The following is a 23,349-nucleotide window of genomic DNA, read 5'->3' as shown; positions in this document are numbered from 1 at the left end:
TGCCCCAGAAATATTAAGAAATACGCCACCTGAAGATCCAAACACTGCTGTTGAAGAAGGACGCAGAATGCTTGAAGGTGATAAAAATACAAGCAAATAGTTAAAAAAATAAAAATATACTTGGCTTAGACTTATGTGATATTGTAGAGGCCCCCAAAAGTTAGACCAAAAATCTAACTTTTGGGGGTTTATTTTTATGGCAAAATATTCACTAGAATTTAAATTGGAAATTGTAAAACATTATCTAGGGAACTACGGTGGCTACCGAGCGGTAGCAAAGAAATATAATATACAAGATTCTATTGTAAAAATATGGGTTAATAGCTATCAACAATTTGGCATCGAAGGACTGAAACGTATTAAGAATCAAACTCATTACGCTGTTGATTTTAAGCTTAGTGCTGTAAAATTGTATGAAACAACAGAGATGAGTTATCGAGAAGTAGCCAATTCATTAGGGATGAATAACCCTAGTTTAATTTGTAATTGGCGCACTACTATCCTCAAGAAAGGCGTCGATGGCTTATCAAATCAGAGAGGTAGGCCACCGAAAATGGGTAAACGGAAGAAAGCTGATAAGAAAGTATTTCAGGATCCAAAGAATATAACTAGAGAAGATGTAAACGTTGAGCATCTGAGACAACTTGAAAACGAAAATCGTGATTTGAGAATCGAGAATGCGTTTTTAAAGGAATTAGGGAGATTGCAGGAAGCAGAGAAACAGCAACAAAGAAACAAATAGTTCAAGCAATCTACAATCTCCATAATATTAATAAATTCAAACTAGTTGATATTTTGAGAGTTACTGGTTTTCCAAAGGCAACTTATCACTATATTAGGAAGCAATCTGAACGCCCAGACAAGGATAAAGTTTACAAAGATGCTTTACTAGAACTAAGAGAGAAAAATAAAGATTATGGATATAAAAGACTGACTCCTGAGTTAAAAAAATTAGGATATCATATAAATCGGAAGAAAGTATTACGCTTAATGCGAGAATTAGGCATTCTTGTAACTGCCTTCTCACACAAAAGCAGGAAGTATAAGTCTTATAAGGGAACTGTAGGGAAAGTAGCATCAAATCGTTTAAAACGACGTTTTAACACATCAGTTCCACATCAAAAAATGACGACTGATACAACTGAATTCAAATACTATTATACGGACCAGTTAGGCAACACTCAGACAGGAAGACTTTATTTAGATCCTTATATGGATTTATTCAATAGCGAAATCATCAGTTTTCAAATAACAAAACGACCTAACGGTGAAAGTATGATGGAAGCTTTGAAGACAGCTATAGAACGTACAGATGATTGCATTTTCAGAAGAACATTTCATTCAGACCAAGGCTGGGCTTATCAAATGAAACGATATTCAAAAACTTTAAAAGATAATGATATCTTCCAAAGTATGTCTAGAAAAGGTAATTGTTATGACAATTCACCAATGGAAAATTTCTTTAGTATACTCAAACAAGAAATGTATTATGGTCAAACTTATCATAGTTTTGAAGAATTGGCTGAATCAATTACCAACTATATTAACTATTATAATGAAGAACGAATTAAAGAGAAACTAGGATGGCTAAGCCCCGTCCAGTATCGCAACCAATATACTAATTCCATTGTCTTTTCATAGTTTCACATAAATTTTCAATCTATCAAGAGTCGCTCCGCTACTACTCTTGACAGATTGAAATTTATGAGAAGTATTGTCGACAACGGGAATTAAGCCAAATTGTATGTACTAAAAAAGAGCTGACCAATCGGTCAACTCTCATAAAATTTAGTCTAACTTTTGGGGTCCACTATATATGCATAAGTCTTTTTTTGTGTCGTCTTTTCATTGAAAGAAGATATATCCAAAGGCTACATTATTTTCTTGAGCATCTTTCAAAAAATACGCTTCTGTTAATTGTTCTGGATAAAAGCCATCCTCAGTTCCTTGCGTTTCTCGCACGGCACTACATAAGTTGGTTTTACTAGAAAGACAGAATTTACATTCCCTGCATTCAGCCGTGTACAGCGGAATCACATAATCCCCTGGTTTTACTGAAGTCACTTCATCCCCTACAGAAACGACAACACCAGCACCTTCTTGACCTAATACAGCCTGAAATACACCCTCTGGATCATCACCCGATAAAGTAAATGCATCAGTATGACAAACTGGAGTATGCAAGATTTTTACTAAGACCTCTTTTGCCTTCGGTCCTTCTACATCGACTTCTATAATTTGAAGCGGTTCTCCTGGTTTAAATGCAACAGAAGCTTTACATTTCCATAATCTCGTATTATAATCTATTACACAATACTGACTTTTTTGTCAGTATAAACAAAATATCAATAGAAAGAGATGGCACTACATGACCATTCATTATAAAGAAAAAACTTTTTTCACTAGCAAGGATTTGGCTTTATCCGTTATAGGTGGACGTTGGAAAATAGCAATTATCTGGTGCTTGCTACAACAGTCTCCATTAAGGTTAAGTGAAATACAAAGATACCTTCCCGATGTCAATCAACGTATGTTAATTAGACAATTAAGGGAATTAGAAGATGACCAAATCATTACTAGGGTTGTATACCCGGTTGTACCTCCTAAAGTAGAGTATCAACTAAGTGAAATTGGTTTACACCTAGAACCCGTTGTAACTTCTATTTGTGATTGGGGAGATAGTTTTAGAGATTTTTTGAAAGAAAACCCTACTGAAACTTCAGTTGAAGAAAAGTAAAAATATGAAATTTGATTGCTCTAAAAGTAAAAAAATAAGAGAACAGGCATCTTAACAACCTGTTCTCTTATTTTTTATTTTCAATACTATACGTCTATATTTGTTATGCGTTGATGTAGCATAAGCCATAACACATGGCTAGCGACTCTTCATTAGTAACTGAATTGCTTGTTGAATACGCTCTTCACCTGTGCTGCCATCTTTAATATTTTCTTGCACACATTCTACTAAATTTTCGGCAACAATTAAACTAATCGTACGATCGATACTAGAGCGAACCGCTGATAATTGAGTCACAATATCCACGCAATCTTTTCCTTCTTCCATCATATTCAAAACGCCATGCAATTGACCGTCAGAACGTTTCAAACGGTTCACAATTTTTTTATCGTATTCCATTAAACAATTTCTCCGTTCCAAGCAGAAATTCCGCCCATTACATTTATCACGTTGTATCCTTCTTGTGCTAATTGTTGACAAGCCTTTGCAGAACGTGCTCCAGAGTGGCACATTACATAATACTCTTGGTTTTTATCCAGTTTATTTTTTTCAGCTGGAAGATTACTTAAAGGAACATGGATTGCGCCGTCCAGGTGACCATTTTCCCATTCGTTGATTTCTCTAACGTCTACTAAAGGAAGATTCTCTTTTTCCCATTTTTGTTCGAATTCTGACATTGATATTGAATTATACATTATTTTACCACCTTTTCTGGTTTTACTGTTGAGTAAAGAGCAAATGCGCCATCTAAATTTTTGGCTTGGTAGCCATTTTGTTTCAATATTCTTTCTGCTGCATAGCTACGCAGTCCACTGTGACAGCTGACAATAATCGGTTGATCTTTGGGCAACTCCGCCATGCGGTCTCGCAAACTATCTAAAGGAATATTGATTGCACCTTTTAAGCGGCCGTTGGATTTCAGTTCACCTTCATTTCGAACATCTAGCAGTAAATATCCTTCTGCTTGCTTGTCTTCTAATTCATACCACTGAACAGACTCACTAATGCCTTCCATAAGATTTAAAGCTACATAACCAGCCATATTAACAGGATCTTTAGCAGAACCAAATGGAGGGGCATAAGTGAACTCTAATTCCGGCAACTCTTGCACCGTCATTCCGGCTTTAATGGCTGTAGCAATGATATCAATCCGTTTATCTACACCGTCTTCTCCGATGGCTTGAGCGCCATAAATTTTACCTGTGGTCGGATGAAATAATAACTTTAATACAATCGTTTTTGCATTAGGATAGTAGCCAGCATGACTTTTTCCTTGAATGTGAATCACTTCGTACGCCTCATCAGCTTGTTGCAATTGGCGCTCATTCAAACCGGTCGACGCTGCTGCCATTTTGAACACTCGTACAATCGCTGTTCCTATGCTACCTTTATTTTTGCGCTTTAATCCGCTAATGACATCAGCCACTTGACGGCCTTGTCGGTTAGCTGGCGAAGCCAATGCAATCATTGTGTCTTCTCCGTTGATTTGTTGTTTAACGACAATCGCATCCCCCACAGCGTAAATATCTTTTTGACTAGTTTCATATTGGTCGTCAACGACTATCCCACCGCGTAAACCTGTTTCGACACCGGCTGTTAAAGCTACCGTTGTTTCCGGTTTTACGCCGACAGACATTAAAGTGATGTCACTCTCCAAGCGTTCTCCATTTTCCAATACTACGATTTTACCTTTTTCTTCAAATGATTCAGCAGCCAATCCTGTATACAATTTTATACCATTAGCTACCAATTCTTTCGTTATATAAGCGGCCATTTCTCCATCAAACGGCGGTAGTACATGCGGTGCTTTCTCCACAATGGTAACTGCCATTCCTCGTTGGGCTAAACTTTCTGCCATTTCTAGCCCAATAAATCCAGCACCTATGACCACTGCTTTTTTAGCGTTGTGTATATTGATAAAGTTGGCAATCGCATCGACATCGGGAACAGAACGTAAGGTAAAAATATTCTCTGCTTCTTCTAATCACTTTGCTTGAGGAATGAATGGTTTTGCTCCTGGGGATAAGATTAATTTATCATACCCCAACGTGTATATTTCTTGATCAGTTTGCACGACCACTTCTTTCTTATTGGAATCGATAGAAATAGCTTCACTATTTGGTCGCACATCTAAATCGAATCTTGCTTGCAAGGTTTCTGGCGTTTGAACTAACAAATCCGTCCGTTCATCGATTTCTCCAGCGACATAATAAGGCAAACCACAATTCGCAAATGACACATAAGGCCCTTTTTCTAACACGATAACTTCCGCTGTTTCATTCAGCCGTCTTAACCTTGTAGCGGCAGACATCCCACCTGCTACACCACCTATAATAACTACTCTCATTAATTATTACCCCCTTTTGTTGCGCCTGTCCAGGCCATCATGCCGCCTCGGACGTTAATAACATCATGTCCTTGTTTCAGTAACATTTTCGTTGCTCGTTTACTACGCATCCCCGATTGACACACTACATAAACTTGACCTTTAGGTGTGTAGTTAGTAACTTTAGACAATGGTATATTTTTTGCTCCTGGAATATGACCATTTTTAAATTCATGTGGTTCTCTTACGTCAATAATTTGCGGTTTATCGGCTAATTTCTTTTCCAATTCAGTGGTTGAAATCGTAGGCAGTTTTTTAAAAAACATATTTTTTCTCCTCAATAGATGATTATTTCATGGTTACTTTTTCCGTTAAATACGCTTTCAGTACTTCTTTTGGTTGATAGCCAACTATTTTTTCGACCGGTTGGCCATTTTTATATAAAACCATAGTCGGAATGCTCATGATACCCAGTTGACTGGCTGTTACATTATTTTCGTCAATATTCAACTTTGCAATTTTAATTTTAGGTGCAAACTCTGTTGCTAATTCTTCTAATACTGGTCCTAGCATTTTACACGGTCCACACCAAGGCACCCAAAAATCGACTAATGTAATCCCGTCTTGTACTTCGGATGCTAAAGTGCGATCAGTTACTTTTACTGTCATTTGATTGTTCCTTTCTATTTATCTTTGGTTTGTAATTTCTTTTCACTGAAAATGTACTTGGCACTAGGTCATATCTACCTTTAACAAAAGGATGTCACCGGATGATACATCTAGCTTGCATCAGAGACCCTTTTATTACCCCGTGTTTTCCAACCCCTTCAACACCATAGTGGGACAGGTGGGATACTCGCGACCAATCGGCGGAGGCCACGGTAAAATCCCTTTTTTGATTATCTTCAATAATTGGTAAAAGTATACTGTTTATTCATATACCCCTCTACGTATATGAATTATACCCCTGCAGGTATTTTTTGTAAAGTTTTTTCTTACCAAATAATGCACACGGCCAATAACGACTTCTGATATTTTATTTGTTTCCCAGATATCGCACTAGCAAACAGTGTTAAATAGACTTGAATATAATAGGTAATTTAAGCGAATCTTGTGATGGGGAAATATGAAACGGAAGTGCACCAAAAGTAAAAAAAGAGAACAGGCATTTTATCAACCTGTTCTCTTATTTTTATTTTATGGTTATATCTATTTGGCAAATTGACTGTTATAAAGGTCTGCATAGAAGCCACCTTCAGCCATTAAAGCCTCGTGGTTTCCTTGTTCAATAATGTTCCCTTTATCCATAACTAAGATAATATCAGCATTACGGATAGTGGATAAACGGTGGGCAATCACGAATGATGTTCTACCTTCCATCAACTTGTCCATGGCTTCTTGTAATAATACTTCTGTACGGGTATCAACTGAAGATGTCGCTTCATCTAGAATCAATAAAGGTGCATCTTTCAATAAGGCACGTGCAATGGTAAACAATTGTTTTTGTCCTACGGATAAGGTTACAGAATCATCTAATACAGTGTCGTAGCCTTTCGGTAATGTATTGATAAAGTGGTCAATACCTACTGCAGCGGCCGCTGATTCAACCATTTCATCGGTAATGTGTTCTTGGTTGAAGATTAAGTTCTCGCGAATAGTCCCTTCAAATAACCAAGTATCTTGTAACACCATTGAGAATTGGTCGTGGACAGCTGCCCGTGAGATTTCACTGGTTGGTGTCCCATCAATGTAAATTTCACCTGAGTCGATTGGATAGAATTTCATCAACAAGTTGACGATCGTCGTTTTCCCAGCTCCGGTAGGTCCTACGATAGCTATCTTCTGACCTGATTTAGCGGCTACTGAGAAGTCTTTGATAATCGGTTGATCTGGTTCATAGCCGAAGTGTACGTGTTCAAAAGTCACGTCACCTTGGACATCCGGCAATTCGCTCAATAGGTTTGTATCGTCAACCATTTCCTCTTCATTTAGGAACTCAAATACACGATTTAAGGCTGCTGACGCAGATTGGAATGAGGCGAATGATTGTGATAATTGACCTAGTGGTTGGGTGAACATGCGGACGTAAACCATGAATGACACAACGACCCCGAAGCTGATGTCGCCATTTAAAGTCATAATTGAACCTACAACAGAAACGGCTACATAACCAAAGTTTCCGATGAATTGCATCAAGGGTTGCATGATACCTGACAAGAATTGGGCATGCCAAACACTGTCATATAAAGCTGCGTTCGCTTCATTGAATGTTTCAGTCATTTGGTTACGAGCGTTAATAGTTGTTAAAACACTTTGACCTGTGTATGACTCTTCAGCAATACTGTTTACATTGGCTAGGTTTCTTTGTTGTGAAACGAAGTAACCTTGAGAACGGCCTAGAATCAAGACGATCCCTACAAAACCAATAACCACGGAAGCCAAGGCTACTAGGGTTAGAATTGCATTGTTGTAGAACATCATCACTAGGGTACCAAGCAGTAAAGTCACTGATGGGATAAATGACGGCATGGTTTGATTAAGCGATTGTCCCACCAAGTCCAAGTCGTTGGTTACCCGACTTAAGGTATCCCCGTGACTATGACTATCAAAATAGCGTAAAGTCAAACGGTCAATTTTATCGGATACATTCTTCCGTAATTTTTTTGAAAAGTTTTGAATAATTGTTGCCATCACGAAAGTTTGAATATAAGTGAAGACAGCCCCAAGGACATAGATCACCACTAAAGTCATGGCAATTTGTGAAATACGCTCTAGGTCAATCCCATTTGGTGACATCAAGCCTTCCGTAATTTTATCGGTCATATCTCCTAACCGGTCGGGACCGATAATTGAAGCCATAGAACCAATCATGGCTAGGACAACCGCTGCAACGAACGGCCATTTATATTCACGAGCGTATGTCATAATATTCGCCATCAATGAAGGTTGATTTGCATTTTTCTTTTTAGTCATTTGCTAATTCCTCCTCTGATAATTGTGAATAAGCAATTTCTTGGTATACCTTGTTGTCCGCTAATAGTTCTTGGTGTTTACCACGACCAACAATTTCGCCTCTATCTAGTACTAAAATCTCGTCTGCATCCATGATGGTTGAAATACGTTGGGCTACAATGATTTTAGTGGTGTCAGCCATGCGTTCAGCTAAAACGCCACGCAACGTCTTATCTGTTTGGTAGTCTAAAGCGGAGAAGGAATCATCAAAGATTAGAATCTCTGGTTTACGAGCAAGCACGCGGGCAATCCCTAAACGTTGTTTTTGGCCACCAGAGAAGTTATTACCACCTTGGGCAACATGGGTATCCAATTGGTCTGGTTCCGCTTCAACGAAGTCTCTAGCTTGTGCAGTGTCTAAAGCCGCCCAGATTTCTTCGTCTGATAATGACTGGTTTTCTAAGTGTTCCTTACTTTCACCAAGGTTCATATTTGAACGAATTGTGCCTGAAAATAGGACTGGTTTTTGCGGCATGTAGCCGACAATATTATTCAAGCCAGCGTGGTCAAAGTCTTTAACATTTTGCCCATCGACAAGTACTTGTCCTTCAGATACGTCGTATAGACGTGGAATCATTTGGATTAAAGTGGATTTACCGGAACCAGTTGAACCGATAATGGCTAGGGTTTCACCCTTGTTGATTTTAAAATTAATGTCTTTAAGGGCTGGTTTGGCATCGTCACCGTATTTAAAAGTCACGTTCTTGAATTCAACAGATCCTTGCTCACTTGTTTGAATGGCATCTTCTTTAAATTCAATGGATGGTGCTAGATCAAGCACTTCGTTGATCCGTTTTGCCGAAACGATGGCACGCGGTAAAATCATGAAGATCATGACCATCAACAGGAATCCAATGATCACTTGCATGGCGTAAGATGAGAAGACAACCATATCTGAGAATAGGCTAATTTGTTCTGTCCCTTGTGCTGCATCGGCGATTAAGTAAGCACCTGACCAGTAAACCACTAGAGTTAAACCACTTGATACAAGGGTCATACCTGGTTGCATGATCCCCATCACTCGGTTAACGAAGAGTTGGGTATTGGTTAAATCATCGTTGGCTTTAGCGAATTTTTTATTTTGATAATTTTCTGCGTTGTAAGCTCTAATAACGCGTAAACCGGTTAAGTTTTCACGAGTCACGGCATTTAGATTATCGGTCAAGGTTTGGATTTTACTGAAACGAGGTACTGCAAAATACATGATAAAGCCAATCATCACTAATAAAACACCCACAGCGACAGCAGTTGTCAGTGACCATTGCCAGTTTTGGCCGGAAATTTTCGCAATCGCCCAAATAGACATGATTGGACCCCGTAACACGACTTGTAGTCCTAAAGCAATCAACATTTGGATTTGGGTCAAGTCATTAGTAGAACGGGTCACTAAACTTGGCACTGAAAATTGGTTGATTTCATTGGCTGAATAGCTCATGACTTTATCAAATACTTCCCCACGAATACGGGCAGTTAAACTTGCGGCAATGCGTGCAGCAAAGAATCCTACCAAAATGGCTGAGGCAAAAGATGCTAGTGATAAACCAACCATGATTAAACCTGGCTCTAAGATATCCGCTGTCACGGTATCTGGCATCTGTAGTAATTCTGTAATTTCTGACATGTAGTCAGGAATTTCTAACTCTAAATAAACCTGCAACATAATCAGCAGCACGCTTAGTAAAGCGAAAAATTTTTCCTTTTTATTTGCTTTTGCTAATATTTTTAGCACCTTTCATTACCTCCTAATACTCACCTTTTTAAGGCAGCATGTTCTGAATTAGTCTATCTAACAAGTTGACGAAAGTATCGACCTCTTCCTTTGAGAGACCTTCGACTAGTCTGTCATCTATCTCTTGTAAAAATTGGAGAATACGGTCATGGGCTTCATGTCCTTCCTCTGTAACAATCAGCCTTTTTAAACGACCATCTTTTTGCGATTTCTCCGTTTTTACATACCCATTCTTCTCTAATCGGCTGACCAATTCAGACGCAGTAGATTTACGAATCTTCATATATTTTTCCAGGTCTTTCACATAGATTTCATCTTGTGCTGACGCACGGATTAGATAACCCAATGCCATCGATTGTGGACCCTTCATATCTCCCAATTCGTGCTCACTAAGTTCTACACCAATATTTCGATGGATTGCAATTGTTAACTCCCGTAGCATACCACCTATATATAATGGACGATCCTCATGTATCACTTCTTCACCTTCCTTGCATGTCTATTTTTGATTAGTTCGCACCCGAACCTTATAGTTCGCATACTAACTATTTTACTAAGAAATTCACCCATGTCAACGGATTAGGTCTAGAAAAATTGGTTTTTTCAATGAAAACGTTTTTTGTTTTATGACGACGTTTTCGCCATCACTTAGCCATTTTGCCAATAAAAAACTAGTATACTCGACCACCCCATTGGAATAGCTGTCGCATACTAGCTTTGGAAAAAGTATTTACCTTTATAACTTGGCAATATCGGTCCGGTAAGTCAGTGATTCGCCGTGAATCTGGCCCACAAGCTTGTAGACTTCCTGGCGGGCGCTTTGAATATCATCTGCTAAGGCAACTGGCGTGAGGACACGACCACCGTTTGTAATTAATTGCCCTGCTTCATCTGTTGTCGTCCCGTTATGGAAAATCAAGGCGTCTTCAGGTAAGGTTTCAATCGCAACATGGTTGTCGTAAGCGCCAGGATAGCCTTTAGAATATAAAACCACGCCGACTGCAGCTTGTTTAGACCAGGTTAAATCACTGGGTTTTAAAGTGCCAGCAAGGGTCTTTTCAAATACCGTCAGCAAATCATTTTCAAGTCTTGGTAAAAGGACTTCCGTCTCAGGATCCCCAAACCGGACATTAAATTCCAAGACTTTCGCTTGACCATCTTGAATCATAAAGCCGATAAATAAAATGCCATAAAAAGAGAATTTTTCAGCGATTAACCCACGTTCAATTTGCCCCAAAATGGCTTTGATTTGTGCTTTCAATGCCGGATCTGCCGTCTCTGGCGAACTGTAAACACCCACGCCACCCGTATTAGGCCCTAAATCGCCATCAAATGCTTTCTTATAATCTTGGGCCGTATCCATGGGGACCAATTGGTTATTGGACACGAAACATAAAAGTGACTGCTCATTGCCGTCTAAATAGTCTTCAATAACCAATTGGCTAGCGGAATCACCGAAACTTTGATCAAGCAACATGTCTTTTAAAGTGGCCTCTGCCTCTTCAAGACTGTGGCAAATCACAACCCCTTTGCCCTTGCATAAACCGTCCGCTTTTATGACGATTGGCAGGTCAGCTTGGTTGATATAGGCCTTGGCTTGATCATAGTCGCCTGTGGTGAAAGAATTGGCAGTTGGAATTTGATATTTATTCAAAAATTGCTTGGTCAAATCCTTGCTTGCTTCCAGTTGGGCGCTCATTTTGTCAGGGCCAAAAACAGCAATGCCAACCTCTTGGAAAAGGTCAACAATGCCGGCACACAGTGGATCTTCTGGGCCTACAATGACAAGGTCGATGGCCTCAGTTAAGGCAAAATGAAGTAAGCCATCAAAATCCATCACATCGATTGGGATATTGGTATAATCACTTTCAGTACCTGCATTTCCGGGTGCTAGAAAAATATCAACTGGTCGGTTGGACTGGGACAGTTTCCAAGCAATGGCATGTTCTCTACCACCAGCACCAATAATTAAAATTTTCATGATTTCTCCTTAGGAATGAACAGCTCGTCATTAATGTTTGAAATGACGCATGCCAGTAAACACAACTGAAATATCGTAAGCTTTAGCTGCTTGAATCACTTTCTCATCTTGGGCAGAACCACCTGGTTGGACGATGGCTTTAATGCCATATTCATGTAAACTGTCGATGGTATCTGGGAAGAAGAATCCGTCTGAAGCGACAACTGCCCCTTCTAATGGGAATTCAGACCGTTGTAAGGCATCTTCAAGCGCCCACACGCGACGTACTTCCCCGTGACCTAAAGCGTAGGTTTGTTTGTCTTTTGCAATGACCATAGCGTTTGACGCACAGTGTTTAGCCACTTTCCATGCGAAGTCCATATCTTCTAACTCTTTGTCCGTTACTTGACGGTCTGTTTTAAGTTCAAGACCTGTTTCAGCGTAGATTGGTAAATCTTTATCTTGGATTAACAAGCCGCCCACTGTTTCCTTATAAGTCGTCCCTTTACCCTTGAATTCACCTAATTTCGTTGATTTCACTAAACGTAGGTTTTTCTTTTTAGCCAAAATGGCAAAAGCTTCTTCCGTAAAGTCAGGCGCCACAATAATTTCTAGGAAAATTTTCGACAATTCTTCAGCCGTTTCAGCATCCACAGTACGGTTAAAACCAATAATCCCACCGAAAATAGACACTGGGTCCCCAGCAAATGCTTTTCTGTAGGCGTCTGCCGGTGTATCAGCAACTGCTACCCCACAAGGATTGGCATGTTTGACTGCCACACAAACTGGCTCGTCAAACTCTTGGACAAGGTCCATATTGGCCCGCATATCATTGTAGTTGTTGTAAGAAATTTGTTTCCCATGTAATTGTTCGAGGTCAAAGTCTTCTTCAAGTGGACTTTCATAGTAAACAGCCGCTTGGTGAGGGTTTTCACCGTAACGCAATTCTTCCTTATAACGGAAGGCTTTCGTCAATAATTCTGGGAATTTTTCATCAGCTAGTCCAGTAAAGTATTCAGCGATCATGGCATCATAGAAAGCCGTTAATCTGAAGGCTTTTGCCGCTAGATTTTCCCGTAATTCAAGGGTATTATTGTCATTTTCCAAAGCGTCAGCAACTAAATCATAATCCGCTGCGTCTGTAACAATTAAGACGTCTTTATAGTTTTTAGCTGCTGCACGGATCATTGAAGGCCCACCGACATCGATTTTTTCAATAATTTCTGCCTTAGATGAAGCCGCATTTTTCACGGTTTCTTCAAATGGATATAAGCTGTTAATCACCATATCGATGGCATGAATCCCTAACTCGTCAACTGTTTCTTGATGTTCAGGAATGTCACGGTTGAATAAAATGCCACCATGAATATGTGGATGTAAAGTCTTCACACGCCCCTGTAAAATCTCAGGTGAATTGGTCACTTCTTCAACAGAAATCACCTTGATGCCAGCCTCTTCTAATAAAGATTTTGTCCCACCTGTTGTGATGATTTCCCAACCTAATTGGTCTAATTTGGTCGCAAATTCAACAATACCAGTCTTATCGTAAACAGAAATTAAAGCTCTTTTCATTTTTGTCTCCTTATGTCTCCGTAATATTTTTTTCTTCGCTTAATCGCTAAACCTAGCCGTCTAGACCGCTAATGACCTCAGCAATCGCTGTGATCAATATCTTGTGTTCTACTGCTAAAACGCGTGCCTGCAAGGTTTGTGCAGTTTCTGTTGGCAAAATGGCAACCACCTCTTGAATCAGAATTTTCCCCTCATCAAAGTTTTCATCCACTAAATGAACGGTCGCCCCCGTCACTTTAACCCCGCGATCAATGGCTGCTTGATGGACCTTTAACCCGTAATACCCCTTACCTGAAAAAGCCGGAATAAGTGACGGATGAATATTCAACATCCGCCCTTCAAAAGCTTGTACCAGGTCTTTAGCAATCAATTTCAAGTAGCCCGCTAAGACCACGATATCCACGTCATAGGTCTGCAAGGTCGCTAAAATCTGCTCATCATCATTGCTATACAATTGGTCAATCCCAGCCTTTTTGGCCCGTTCTAGTCCATAAGCATCCGCCTTATTTGAAATAACTACTGACACTTCAGCTGGTAAGTCGCCTAACCGACAAGCATCTATAATGGCCTGCAGATTGGTCCCACCGCCAGAAATTAAAACGCCAATTTTGATCATACAAAAGTTACTCCATCAGTTTGCGTCGTCACCTGACCTAGTTTAAAGGCGCCGCTATCATTAGCCGCTAAAACTTGTAAGGCTGTGTCAACATCCGCTGGGTCTAGGAAAATGACCATGCCGACACCCATGTTAAAGGTCCCAAACATTTCATCCTCTGCCACCTGGCCTAGATCTTGTAAATAGTCAAAAATATCTAGCGTCGGGATTTGGTCACGGTTAACCGTTAAACCAAGGCCTTCGGGTAAAGTACGCGGTACGTTTTCAAATAAACCACCGCCTGTAATATGGGCCAGGCCTTTAACAGTCACGGCATCGATTAAAGCCAGCACATCTTTAGCGTAGATTTTTGTGGGTGTCAGTAAAACTTCGCCCACCGTCTTATTAGTAACTCGATATTGATCATTAAAATCAATCTTATTTTTTTCTAATATTGCTCTAACCAAAGAAAATCCATTAGAATGGACGCCTGAAGATGGTAAGGCAATAGCGGTATCGCCTGCTTTGATGTCATTTCCTGAAATGATTTTTTCTTTATCGACAAGACCAACAGCAAATCCAGCTAAATCATAGTCGTCTTCGCCGTACATACCTGGCATTTCAGCAGTTTCCCCACCGATTAACGCAGCACCAGCTTGTTTACAACCATCGGCTACCCCTTGGACGATGCTGGCCATTTTCCCGGGAACTAATTTACCTGTCGCAATATAGTCCAGGAAAAATAAGGGCTTGGCACCTTGGCAGATAATGTCATTGACACACATCGCGACAAGGTCCATCCCAACGGTATCATGGATACCAACTTCTTGGGCCACCATTAATTTGGTCCCCACCCCGTCAGTTCCAGAAACTAAGACGGGCGCCTTCATATCAGACGCACCTAGTTCAACCATACCTGAAAAGCCACCTGTTTCAGTCATCACCTGATCTGTATAAGTGGCTTTCATCATGTCTTTAATTAATTGCACCTGCTGGTAGCCGGCTTCTTTGTTGACCCCAGCAGACTTATAATCTAATCCCATTTTGCTCTCCTATTATCTTCTATTTGTCGCTTATTCTTCAGTAAAATAAGGTTCATAAAGTTTACTGCGCCCGATGGCACGGTGGAAGCCATCTAAAGAAATATATTTCAAGCTATCACAGCCAATCAAATCTCTCACTTCTTCAATCGATCGGTTGTAAGCCACAAGTTGGTGCTTGTCTGGAATATCCACGGTCATCGATTCACCCTTCACAACTGGTGGCGCAGCAATTCGCACATGAATCTTACTTGCGCCTGCTTCTTTTAAGGTGTTGACCGTTCGTTTAATAGTTGAACCCCGCACAATAGAATCGTCGATTAAAATGACTTCACGATTGGCCACAATACTTTTAATTGGGGTCAATTTGATTTCAATATTTCGTTCACGAATGGTTTGCGATGACTGGATAAAGGTCCGGCCAATATAGCGGTTACGAACAAATCCTTGCTCATAGGGTAATCCTGACGCCTTAGCATACCCCATAGACGAAATCACACCCGATTCTGGTGCCCCAATCACAATTCCTTTGTGCAATTGGTCTTCTTGCCATAAGGTTTCCCCTAAACGATAACGAGCATCATAGACAGAAATCCCGTCTAGAATGGAATCCGGACGCGCCGTATAAATAAACTCGAAGGCATCCAGGCTTTCAGTTGCTTCCATGTTGGCTGATAGGTAGTAAGAAATGCATTGTGTTTTTGTTTGAATAAACAATTCACCCGGTTGGATTTCACGAATTACGTGCCCAGCGATCGAATCAATAGCTGCCGTTTCTGAACTCGCAATGATGGTGTCGTCCATCTTCCCAATGGCTAAAGGTTTAATCCCGTCCAAATGTTTATAGGCGATAAACCGGTCATTGTTCATATAAATCAAGGTAAATTTACCGATTAAAGCTTCAAAATAAGCTTTAATTGTTTCAATATCTTGCCCAAGCACTTCAATACAAGCCTGGTAGGTGAAATCTTCATTTTCAATTTCCCCATCAATCGCCATTAAAGCCCCCTCATGGTAAAAAGGCATAGGCTCACTTTCCCGGTTTTCAAAGGGGTATTGGACAAATCCAATCCCCTTATTCCCCGGCATATGTTCAATCAAACCGTCACCAAAATATTCACTGATTAACCCTTTTTCACGGATCAATTGACTGTCACCATCTGGCGTAATTGTCCCAATACCGACAGTCGCTTGCCCTCGGTGTTGCAAAGCATAGAGACCGTAATATAGATGCGGAAATGCTTCAATATTATCGAAAGAGTAAACGCCTAAAATACCACTCATTTAGCCACCTACTATAACGCTTGAATCGCTGCTTCGTTGTTCATGTCGCGAACACCAGCGCTTAATTCTTTTTTATAGTCGTTTAATTTTTCTGTTAAAGCTTGGTCTGCCACCGCTAAAACTTGTACGGCTAAAATAGCCGCGTTTTCGCCGCCATCAAGGGCCACTGTCGCAACTGGGACACCTTTAGGCATTTGAACGATAGATAACAAGGCATCTAAACCTGACAAGGTTGAAGATTTTACCGGTACACCGATTACTGGTTTAACAGTCATGCCCGCAATCACCCCTGGTAAATGTGCCGCTTTACCGGCAATACCGATATAAAGGTCAGCGTCATTTTGTCCAACTAAGGCTTGTAGATCATCTAAAGCGCGGTGAGCAGAAATCACAGATACTTGGTAAGGAATTTCAAATTTACTTAGGTTACTAGTTACTTTGCGGGCGATTTCAACATCACTTGAACTACCCATAATAATTCTAACGAACATAATATAATATCCTCCTATTTGGCGTTTAAATACGCAAAAGCTTCAGTTAAGAATGGATTTTCACCTTGACTTGGCACGTTTTGGTAGAGGTCTTGGCCACTTCTTTCAAATGAAGAGATGGTCCCAAAGACTAATCCGTTTGGACTAGCTAAGCCGTCAATATTTTCTTCTGCAAAATAAGTATCAAAAGCGGCTATCACTTGACCATTAGCTTTGATTTTTTCTTCTGCTTCTCCTAATACAACGCGACCAAATGCTGTTGCAAGGGGTGCGGTATAGGTTTTGTTAGCTCGACCAGTGGTAAAGGCTGATTTTTCAGAAACTACACGGCCAGTAGTCAAATCAGAAACGAACTTGCCGTTTTGGTTTGGTAAAACACGAATCGCTGAATGACCAGTCACTTGGCCAAATTCAATTAAACCAGTGCGGATTAAGGCTGAAAAAGCAGATCCAGACCCGATAATTAAGCGGTCGGCTTGCAAATGAGCGTCAATAGCTTGGCTGACATCCGGTCTGTTAAGGATCAATTCCCAAGCACGACCTTGTTCATCCGTTTGGTTACCAAAGATTGACCCATTAGGTAAAGCCAGTAATTGTGTATCTTTTAAGTTTTCAAGTAACGTTTGAATTGATTGCTCAAATTTGGCATTTGATGAGTCGGCGATGACCATCACTTGACAGTCAAATCCAGCTTCTTCAAGGGCAAATTGTAAGTCATATTCACCATTGGTCCCGTATAAAACTGGAATCAATGCTTTAACAGGGGTTGCTGTTTTGCCAAGAGAACTATTAGGGCATGCAAAACTATTGCCTGCGACAATCTTAGGTGTTTGGCGGTCAGCATTTTCAATCTGATCAAATACAGAAGCAAAAACTTCATTTGAAGCAGTTTCAATCGCCTTAACAGCGTAGTCTTGACCAGCAATTTGAATGGTATCCGCTTGCGTTTGGCCAACAACTTGGTAAGGAATATCCCCAAGTAGGTCTTTAGGATCGCCGGCTAATTCTAAGAGGAAAGCCCCCATCATCGGTTCAGCCAAGCGGTTGGTGAAGTCTTCTGAAACAGCCACAGAAATCCCATTTCCATAAGACATTTCGATTAAATCTTTCAACATTCCGTTAAAACCAACAGTCGAAGCAGCTAATAAAGCGTCCCCTTTAGCCAATTCGTGAATAGCATCATAAATTGCTTTTTCTTGGTCTAGATCGATGGTCCAGTCACGGTTTAATGGGTTTTCCACTAAGACAACTGTTGAACCCACTTGCTTGAAGGCGCGAGAAACCACTTGGTCCACACGACCTTGCGCAACGGCGAATGACAATAATGTTGGCGGTACGTCGATATCATCAAAGGTTCCTGACATAGAATCCTTCCCACCGACACTCGCTAAATCAAGTCCAGACATAGCTAAGTTGGCCCCTAATAGAGATAAAACTGGTTTACCCCAGCGTTCTGGATCATTTTGTAAGTTTTCAAAGAATTCTTGGAAGGATAGACGTAAATCTTTATAGTCAAATCCTAAGGCCACCATGCGGCTGACTGAGTCGATGACTGAGTAGAAAGCCCCGTGGAACGGTGATTGTTCTGATAAGTAAGGGTCAAATCCGTAGGCCATACCAGACGTTGTGGTCGTTTTACCGCCAGCAACTGGTAATTTTGAGACCATACCTAATTCAGGCGTTGCTCGGTATTTACCACCGAATGGGAAGAGTACAGACGCACGGCCAATCGAACCGTCAAACTGTTCCGCCATAGCCTTTTGGCTCGCTCTATTTAAGGTTGACATATAAGCTTTTAATGACGCCTCATCCCAGACTGTCCCTGCTTTCACATCATTTTGGAGAATGGTTTTCGGTTGTAGTAAGGTTGCATTCGCGTGTTTAGCTGCCCCGTTTGAATCCAAGAAAGCTCTTGATAAATCAATAATTTGCTTGCCTGACCAAGTCATTTGCATCCGGTCATTATCAGTCACTTCAGCAATAATAGTCGACTCAACATCCTCCTCTTCGCAGTATTGTAAAAAGGCTTCAATATCTTTCTCAGCAACCACAACTGCCATACGTTCTTGCGATTCAGAAAGCGCAATTTCACCACCATGCATACCTGGGTATTTCACCGGTACATCATCCAGTTGAATGTCCAAGCCATCTGCAAGCTCACCAACAGCAACAGAAATCCCACCAGCACCAAAGTCGTTACAACGTTTGATTAAACGTGTTGCTTCACCGCGTCTAAATAAACGGGTAATTTTTCTTTCAATGGCTGCGGCCCCTTTTTGTACTTCAGCACCTGCATTTTCAAGAGATTGTTCCGTTTGAATTTGCGAAGACCCAACGGCTGCACCTAAACCGTCACGACCAGTCCGGCCACCTAATAAGATGATTTTGTCAGTTGCGACAGGTACTTCGCGGACGATATTTTCTTTTGGTGCCGCTGAAATTAAAGCCCCTGTTTCCAAACGTTTAGCCTCATAACCAGGATGGTAAATTTCTTCAGCATAACCACCCGTTAAACCGATTTGGTTGGCGTAATCGCTATTACCTTCTAAGGCACGTTTCGTAATAGTTCTTTGCGGTAACTTTTCAAGATGAGTGGCATCAAGTGGTAGATTAGGGTTTTTAGCCCCCGAAATTCGCATTCCTTGGTATACCCAACTTCTACCAGATAATGGGTCACGAACCCCACCACCAACACAAGTAGACGCACCACCAAATGGTTCGATTTCTGTCGGGTGGTTATGGGTTTCGTTTTTAAAGTAAAGGATCCAATCTTCTTCAGTGCCATCAACGTCTACCTTAATTTCTAAAGCACAAGCGTTCACTTCAGGTGAAATCTCAACATTGTCAAGAATGCCGTTTTCCCGTAAGTAACGGCTTTGAATTGTACCTAGGTCCATCAGGGTGATAGGGCGTTCAGTTCGGCCAAGTTGCGCTCTTTTCTCTAAATAATCATTTAAAGCTGCCTTGAATAAGGGCTCGTAGCGACCGGCATCGATGGTCACGATATCGATTTGGGTGTTGAAAGTGGTGTGACGACAGTGGTCTGACCAGTATGTATCAATAACTTTCAACTCAGTTAAATTGGGATTACGGTGTTCAGATTTAAAATATTTTTGGCAAAATAACAAGTCGTCTAAGTCCATGGAGAATTTTTGAGCTAGGTTTATTAAATCAGCTTCAGTCATTTCGGTGAAACCAACAACTTCCTCAAGCTCTTCTGTAGATGAAGGGTAAATTTCAAATGGGGGTTCATCCATGGCAATGACGGTATTTTCAACCGGATTGATGAAATAATTTTCAAAAATTTGCCCTTGGTCTGGTGTGACATTGTCTAAAGTCACAACTTTAGAATGGAAGACTTTTACTTCTTCAAAACCAAGCACATGTTGGATCATTTCCGTCATCATTTGCTCATGTTCATTGTATTGACCAGTCACTTGGCGGTAGCGGAAAGTGTAGTCAGCGCTCGGGATTTCTTCGATAAAAGTTAATTTTTCAGTATCGAATAAGGCTTTTTGGACCGCTTCAAGGGTAGCTTCAGAAGCCCCCTCAAATTGGTAAAGATTGTAGAAAGCAATTTCAGTATCCGCAGCAAAATTTAAAAATTCTAAGGCCTCTTTAGTATATTTTTGACCTTCAACATCGAATTGGGCGTTATTTTTTGTAATGACTTGCATTTTTGGCCTCCAATTATTCAAAGTAATGCACAAGTGCTAAAGGTTCGATGTATTCATCACCTTTATAGACACGCATGTTTCCACCTGCAACTTCATCGATTAAGACAATGACATCAGAATTGTCTAAGCGACCAAATTCTAATTTGATGTCATATAATTCTAGGCCTTTTTCGGCTAAAGCTTCTTTGATAACTAGGGAGATATCTTGTGTTAATTTCTTCAATTGGTCATATTCGCCAGCTTTTAAAATATCTAATTGCTCTAAGGCATCTTGGGTAATCAAGGGATCTTGGCGGTCATCATCTTTTAAAGTGAACTCTACGTAGGCATCAAGTGGTGTACCTGATTCAATGTAAGCCCCGTAACGTCTGATAAAGCTACCAACAGCTTTAAAACGACAAATGACTTCTAACCCTTCACCAAATACAGAGGCTTTTTCAATCTGCATGGTGTTTTCTTCAGTATTTGAAGAAATATAATGCGTTGGAATATTCTTTTCTTTAAATAATTCAAAAAAGTATGTTGAAAGCACAACATTAGAGTGGCCTGACCCTTCAATCGTTGCCCCTACTTGGTTTTCACCTGGGTCAAATACCCCATCTTTACCCGTAACATCGTCTTTAAATTGGAAATAATATTGGCCGTTATCATCTTGGCATAAGTTTTTCGTCTTACCTGAATAAATAAGCATTGCTAAAAATCGCTCCTTTTCATAAACACATACGTTTCCATTGAATTATTTCGGAATATTCGTTTTCCGGATAACCATGTGCTTACCTTAACGAACTTTATGGGTAAAGACAAGTTAAAACTGAACATTTTAACAAAAAAGATTAATTTTGGTCGGTAAATGAGTCTTATAGACGAACATTCGATTTTTTATATGCACTTATTGTTAAGAATTTAATGTTGTCGATAAAAATTGTGCAACTTTTGTATTTTGGCAAATTTTGCTAGCGAAACTGGAAAAATGGGCAAAAAAAGACCGCCATAAGTGCGGTGAGTTGCGCACTTATGACGGCCTATCTGCCCTTGTACGTAATATTGGACATACATTTTGGGGCGGATTAGTTTATATATATTCGAATTTTTATTCAGCTTTTGGTTGGGTTTTGAGTACTTCAACCTTTTTGCCATTAATTTTCTCTTCTAATTCTGGGTACACAAGACGTGCAGTCGCTGAACCAAAGACCATTAATTCATACAATAATTGTGGATCTTCAGTGGTTCTTGATAATAAGCGTAGGTAAATTTCCCCGTCACCAGTCAAGATTAAAGTGTAGTAGCCTGCACGTTTCAAGTTGATTTCATTAATCACTGCTAAAGCTTTTGTTTGATTGTTGAAATCTTCAACTTGGACTAGTTTACGATAAGTGATTTGGTATTCCGTTATGGATGAACCTTCTTTAAACTCACGTGCTACTACGTTAAAAGGAATCGTTTTATCTTCAGCAATACGGTAAGCACCTGAGAAAACCACTTGGTCTTCATTGAATTTATTCTTCTTAACGGGTACTTTCTTATCGTTAAACATTTTCTCTAAAATTGGTTCAATTGATGGCATAGTATTCCTCCGTTTATCTTCTAAGTTCATTACTATCATCATTGTAACATAAGCCCATTATAATCCTAGAACAAGGTTGGTCAAAAGTTACATAGATTTATCACTTTCAATTCATTAGACGATCAAATACTACAGCGTAATCTCCCCTGAGCCAGACTAAAATCGGGTTCGAGCCTCCAAAAAAGGACTGCGTTTCAGTTCAAGTTGTTGCTGACGTTGTCAGCCACTGCCTTAAACTCCCAACGTTTCCTTTCTTGGCGTCGGCTCTCGCACCTTAGCTACAAATTCTGCCATAATTTCAAGTGCATCATCCGCTTCAGGAATCGGGTAAATTGGGAAGATGTGGACCATATGTTGGTGGATATCGAAATAAATCGGTAATCCCTCAGCTTCAACTTTTTCTTTCAATGCAAGTGTGTAAGTCAAGGTTAAATCTCTCGTCCCACTCACGACTAATATAGGTGGTAAGTCATTAAATGATCCGTACCATGGCGAAACTAAGGGACTAATTGCCGGAAAAGGTTTAGCGAAAGTTTCTATTTCAAGCGCGATTAATTTCGTTGGAAAATAGGCATGACCACTTTCCGACCTATCAGGTTGGCGACTTTGCGTGCCATATTAAAGTGCAATAAAGTTGGTTGTAACCAAAAGCCACCATTCGAAAGATAAAAAATAATTTTTCTTGGCTTTACTGAGCTTGGCGTCGCAAGGTCACCTTACACAGTTTAGGTATCTATAAAATCATCAAAATAATCAAATCCCATTGAACGTTTGGTCTAGCTAAGGGCTAATGGTAGCTCATTGCGTTTAATAGGATGGATTAGTAAATTTTTCCATAATGACGGATGCTCTGCGCTGAAACGCCAGCGATTTCACTGACCTTTTTTATATTGATATGCTGAAGACGAGATAAACTCAAGAAAGAAACCCAACTACCTTACCCAGTATCCTAAGAAACATAGTTATAAATCTACGCGGGCCTGCATTTCTGGTGTATAGTGATTACCCATCCCGTAAACATTTCCAAGTGCCTGAATCATGTCCTGTCTATTTGGTCTTACGCCATAGCCCAAGGACATATCCATTGCGCCAAAACCAATCTCAGTGACAACTACTTCACTATCACCTAAATGACGTGTTTTCATGTTTCCACCTCCAGGTAAATCTAGTCTAATCCCTGGAGTGCACGCTAAGAAAAATCTTTTGGTTTATTAAAAAAAGCCCAAATAAAATATTCAGGCCTAGATAATTTTAAAATGTTAGTTTTGGTTCCCAAAACGGTTCTTCTATTAGGTTTGAATCAGCAATAGCCATATCTAGTATTTCCATAACTGTTAAACTTTGGGCTAAATGTTCCTCTGC

20 protein-coding genes and 2 pseudogenes are annotated in these 23,349 nt (G+C 40.2%); 2 read left to right on the top strand and 20 right to left on the bottom strand.

Annotation, left to right across the window (positions count from 1 at the left end):
• The first annotated feature begins 196 nt into the window (after positions 1-196).
• Positions 197-1,641, top strand: a protein-coding gene (locus AC973_RS09580; RefSeq protein ID WP_414629571.1) for an IS3 family transposase whose coding sequence is annotated in 2 segments (ribosomal slippage) — positions 197-739 and positions 742-1,641 — 1,443 coding nt in all. Because the reading frame shifts where the segments join, the coding sequence is not laid out codon by codon here.
• A 270-nt stretch (positions 1,642-1,911) separates the two neighbouring features.
• On the opposite strand, the pseudogene AC973_RS00775 reads toward AC973_RS09580, so the two are convergent.
• Positions 1,912-2,307 (bottom strand): annotated as a pseudogene (locus AC973_RS00775) (alcohol dehydrogenase catalytic domain-containing protein); the annotation flags it as partial.
• A 61-nt stretch (positions 2,308-2,368) separates the two neighbouring features.
• Between AC973_RS00775 and AC973_RS00770 the strand changes: the two are divergent.
• Positions 2,369-2,737, top strand: coding sequence for a winged helix-turn-helix transcriptional regulator (locus tag AC973_RS00770; protein WP_048725995.1), 369 nt, complete (start codon positions 2,369-2,371; stop codon positions 2,735-2,737).
• Between the two features lie 138 nt (positions 2,738-2,875).
• Here AC973_RS00770 and AC973_RS00765 read toward each other — a convergent pair whose 3' ends face one another.
• From AC973_RS00765 to AC973_RS00675, 19 genes and pseudogenes are all read right to left on the bottom strand, one after another.
• Complete coding sequence (locus AC973_RS00765) at positions 2,876-3,136, bottom strand: metal-sensitive transcriptional regulator (RefSeq protein WP_016896863.1); 261 nt, start codon at positions 3,134-3,136, stop codon at positions 2,876-2,878.
• Entirely contained in the window at positions 3,136-3,432 is a 297-nt protein-coding gene (locus AC973_RS00760) for a rhodanese-like domain-containing protein (RefSeq protein ID WP_048725992.1), read from the bottom strand. The genes AC973_RS00765 and AC973_RS00760 overlap by 1 nt, the downstream gene beginning before the upstream one ends.
• Positions 3,432-5,084: pseudogene (locus AC973_RS00755) on the bottom strand (FAD-dependent oxidoreductase). The gene AC973_RS00760 and the pseudogene AC973_RS00755 overlap by 1 nt, the downstream one beginning before the upstream one ends.
• Positions 5,084-5,389, bottom strand: coding sequence for a rhodanese-like domain-containing protein (locus AC973_RS00750; RefSeq protein ID WP_048725988.1), 306 nt, complete (start codon positions 5,387-5,389; stop codon positions 5,084-5,086). Before AC973_RS00750 ends, AC973_RS00755 begins: the two are co-directional and overlap by 1 nt.
• Before the next feature lie 22 nt (positions 5,390-5,411).
• Positions 5,412-5,732 carry a thioredoxin gene (trxA, locus tag AC973_RS00745; protein ID WP_048725985.1) on the bottom strand — a complete coding sequence of 107 codons (321 nt, stop codon included), beginning with the start codon at positions 5,730-5,732 and terminating at the stop codon, positions 5,412-5,414.
• A 540-nt stretch (positions 5,733-6,272) separates the two neighbouring features.
• Complete coding sequence (locus tag AC973_RS00740) at positions 6,273-8,036, bottom strand: ABC transporter ATP-binding protein (protein WP_048725981.1); 1,764 nt, start codon at positions 8,034-8,036, stop codon at positions 6,273-6,275.
• Entirely contained in the window at positions 8,029-9,804 is a 1,776-nt protein-coding gene (locus tag AC973_RS00735; RefSeq protein WP_048725979.1) for an ABC transporter ATP-binding protein, read from the bottom strand. Before AC973_RS00735 ends, AC973_RS00740 begins: the two co-directional genes overlap by 8 nt.
• Before the next feature lie 28 nt (positions 9,805-9,832).
• Complete coding sequence (locus tag AC973_RS00730) at positions 9,833-10,282, bottom strand: MarR family winged helix-turn-helix transcriptional regulator (RefSeq protein ID WP_048725977.1); 450 nt, start codon at positions 10,280-10,282, stop codon at positions 9,833-9,835.
• Between the two features lie 258 nt (positions 10,283-10,540).
• The gene (purD, locus tag AC973_RS00725; RefSeq protein WP_048725974.1) at positions 10,541-11,785 is read right to left on the bottom strand and encodes a phosphoribosylamine--glycine ligase; all 1,245 of its coding nucleotides are present in this window, start codon (positions 11,783-11,785) and stop codon (positions 10,541-10,543) included.
• Between the two features lie 30 nt (positions 11,786-11,815).
• On the bottom strand, positions 11,816-13,336 hold the full coding sequence (gene purH / locus AC973_RS00720) for a bifunctional phosphoribosylaminoimidazolecarboxamide formyltransferase/IMP cyclohydrolase (RefSeq protein ID WP_048725970.1): 1,521 nt from the start codon (positions 13,334-13,336) through the stop codon (positions 11,816-11,818).
• Between the two features lie 52 nt (positions 13,337-13,388).
• Positions 13,389-13,952, bottom strand: a complete 564-nt coding sequence (gene purN, locus AC973_RS00715) for a phosphoribosylglycinamide formyltransferase (RefSeq protein WP_048725967.1) — start codon at positions 13,950-13,952, stop codon at positions 13,389-13,391.
• Positions 13,949-14,974, bottom strand: coding sequence for a phosphoribosylformylglycinamidine cyclo-ligase (gene purM / locus AC973_RS00710; RefSeq protein WP_048725965.1), 1,026 nt, complete (start codon positions 14,972-14,974; stop codon positions 13,949-13,951). The genes purN and purM overlap by 4 nt, the downstream gene beginning before the upstream one ends.
• A 30-nt stretch (positions 14,975-15,004) precedes the next feature.
• Complete coding sequence (locus AC973_RS00705) at positions 15,005-16,255, bottom strand: amidophosphoribosyltransferase (protein ID WP_048725962.1); 1,251 nt, start codon at positions 16,253-16,255, stop codon at positions 15,005-15,007.
• Between the two features lie 11 nt (positions 16,256-16,266).
• On the bottom strand, positions 16,267-16,746 hold the full coding sequence (gene purE / locus AC973_RS00700) for a 5-(carboxyamino)imidazole ribonucleotide mutase (RefSeq protein ID WP_016896849.1): 480 nt from the start codon (positions 16,744-16,746) through the stop codon (positions 16,267-16,269).
• 14 nt (positions 16,747-16,760) lie between these two features.
• On the bottom strand, positions 16,761-20,423 hold the full coding sequence (locus AC973_RS00695; RefSeq protein WP_048725959.1) for a phosphoribosylformylglycinamidine synthase: 3,663 nt from the start codon (positions 20,421-20,423) through the stop codon (positions 16,761-16,763).
• Between the two features lie 13 nt (positions 20,424-20,436).
• On the bottom strand, positions 20,437-21,114 hold the full coding sequence (locus tag AC973_RS00690; protein WP_016896847.1) for a phosphoribosylaminoimidazolesuccinocarboxamide synthase: 678 nt from the start codon (positions 21,112-21,114) through the stop codon (positions 20,437-20,439).
• Between the two features lie 399 nt (positions 21,115-21,513).
• A complete protein-coding gene (locus tag AC973_RS00685; protein ID WP_016896846.1) occupies positions 21,514-21,987 on the bottom strand; it encodes a hypothetical protein in 474 nt (157 codons plus the stop codon).
• 231 nt (positions 21,988-22,218) lie between these two features.
• Positions 22,219-22,527, bottom strand: coding sequence for an alpha/beta hydrolase (locus AC973_RS09995; protein ID WP_286131713.1), 309 nt, complete (start codon positions 22,525-22,527; stop codon positions 22,219-22,221).
• A 422-nt stretch (positions 22,528-22,949) separates the two neighbouring features.
• Complete coding sequence (locus AC973_RS00675) at positions 22,950-23,132, bottom strand: hypothetical protein (RefSeq protein WP_048725950.1); 183 nt, start codon at positions 23,130-23,132, stop codon at positions 22,950-22,952.
• Positions 23,133-23,349 lie beyond the last annotated feature (217 nt).

This window comes from Carnobacterium sp. 1290_CSPC, from assembly GCF_001053265.1.
GTDB classification, from domain to species: domain Bacteria; phylum Bacillota; class Bacilli; order Lactobacillales; family Aerococcaceae; genus Aerococcus; species Aerococcus urinaeequi.
The sequence above is the reverse complement of the archived record's forward strand: the minus strand, read 5'-3'. Positions and strand labels throughout refer to the sequence as shown.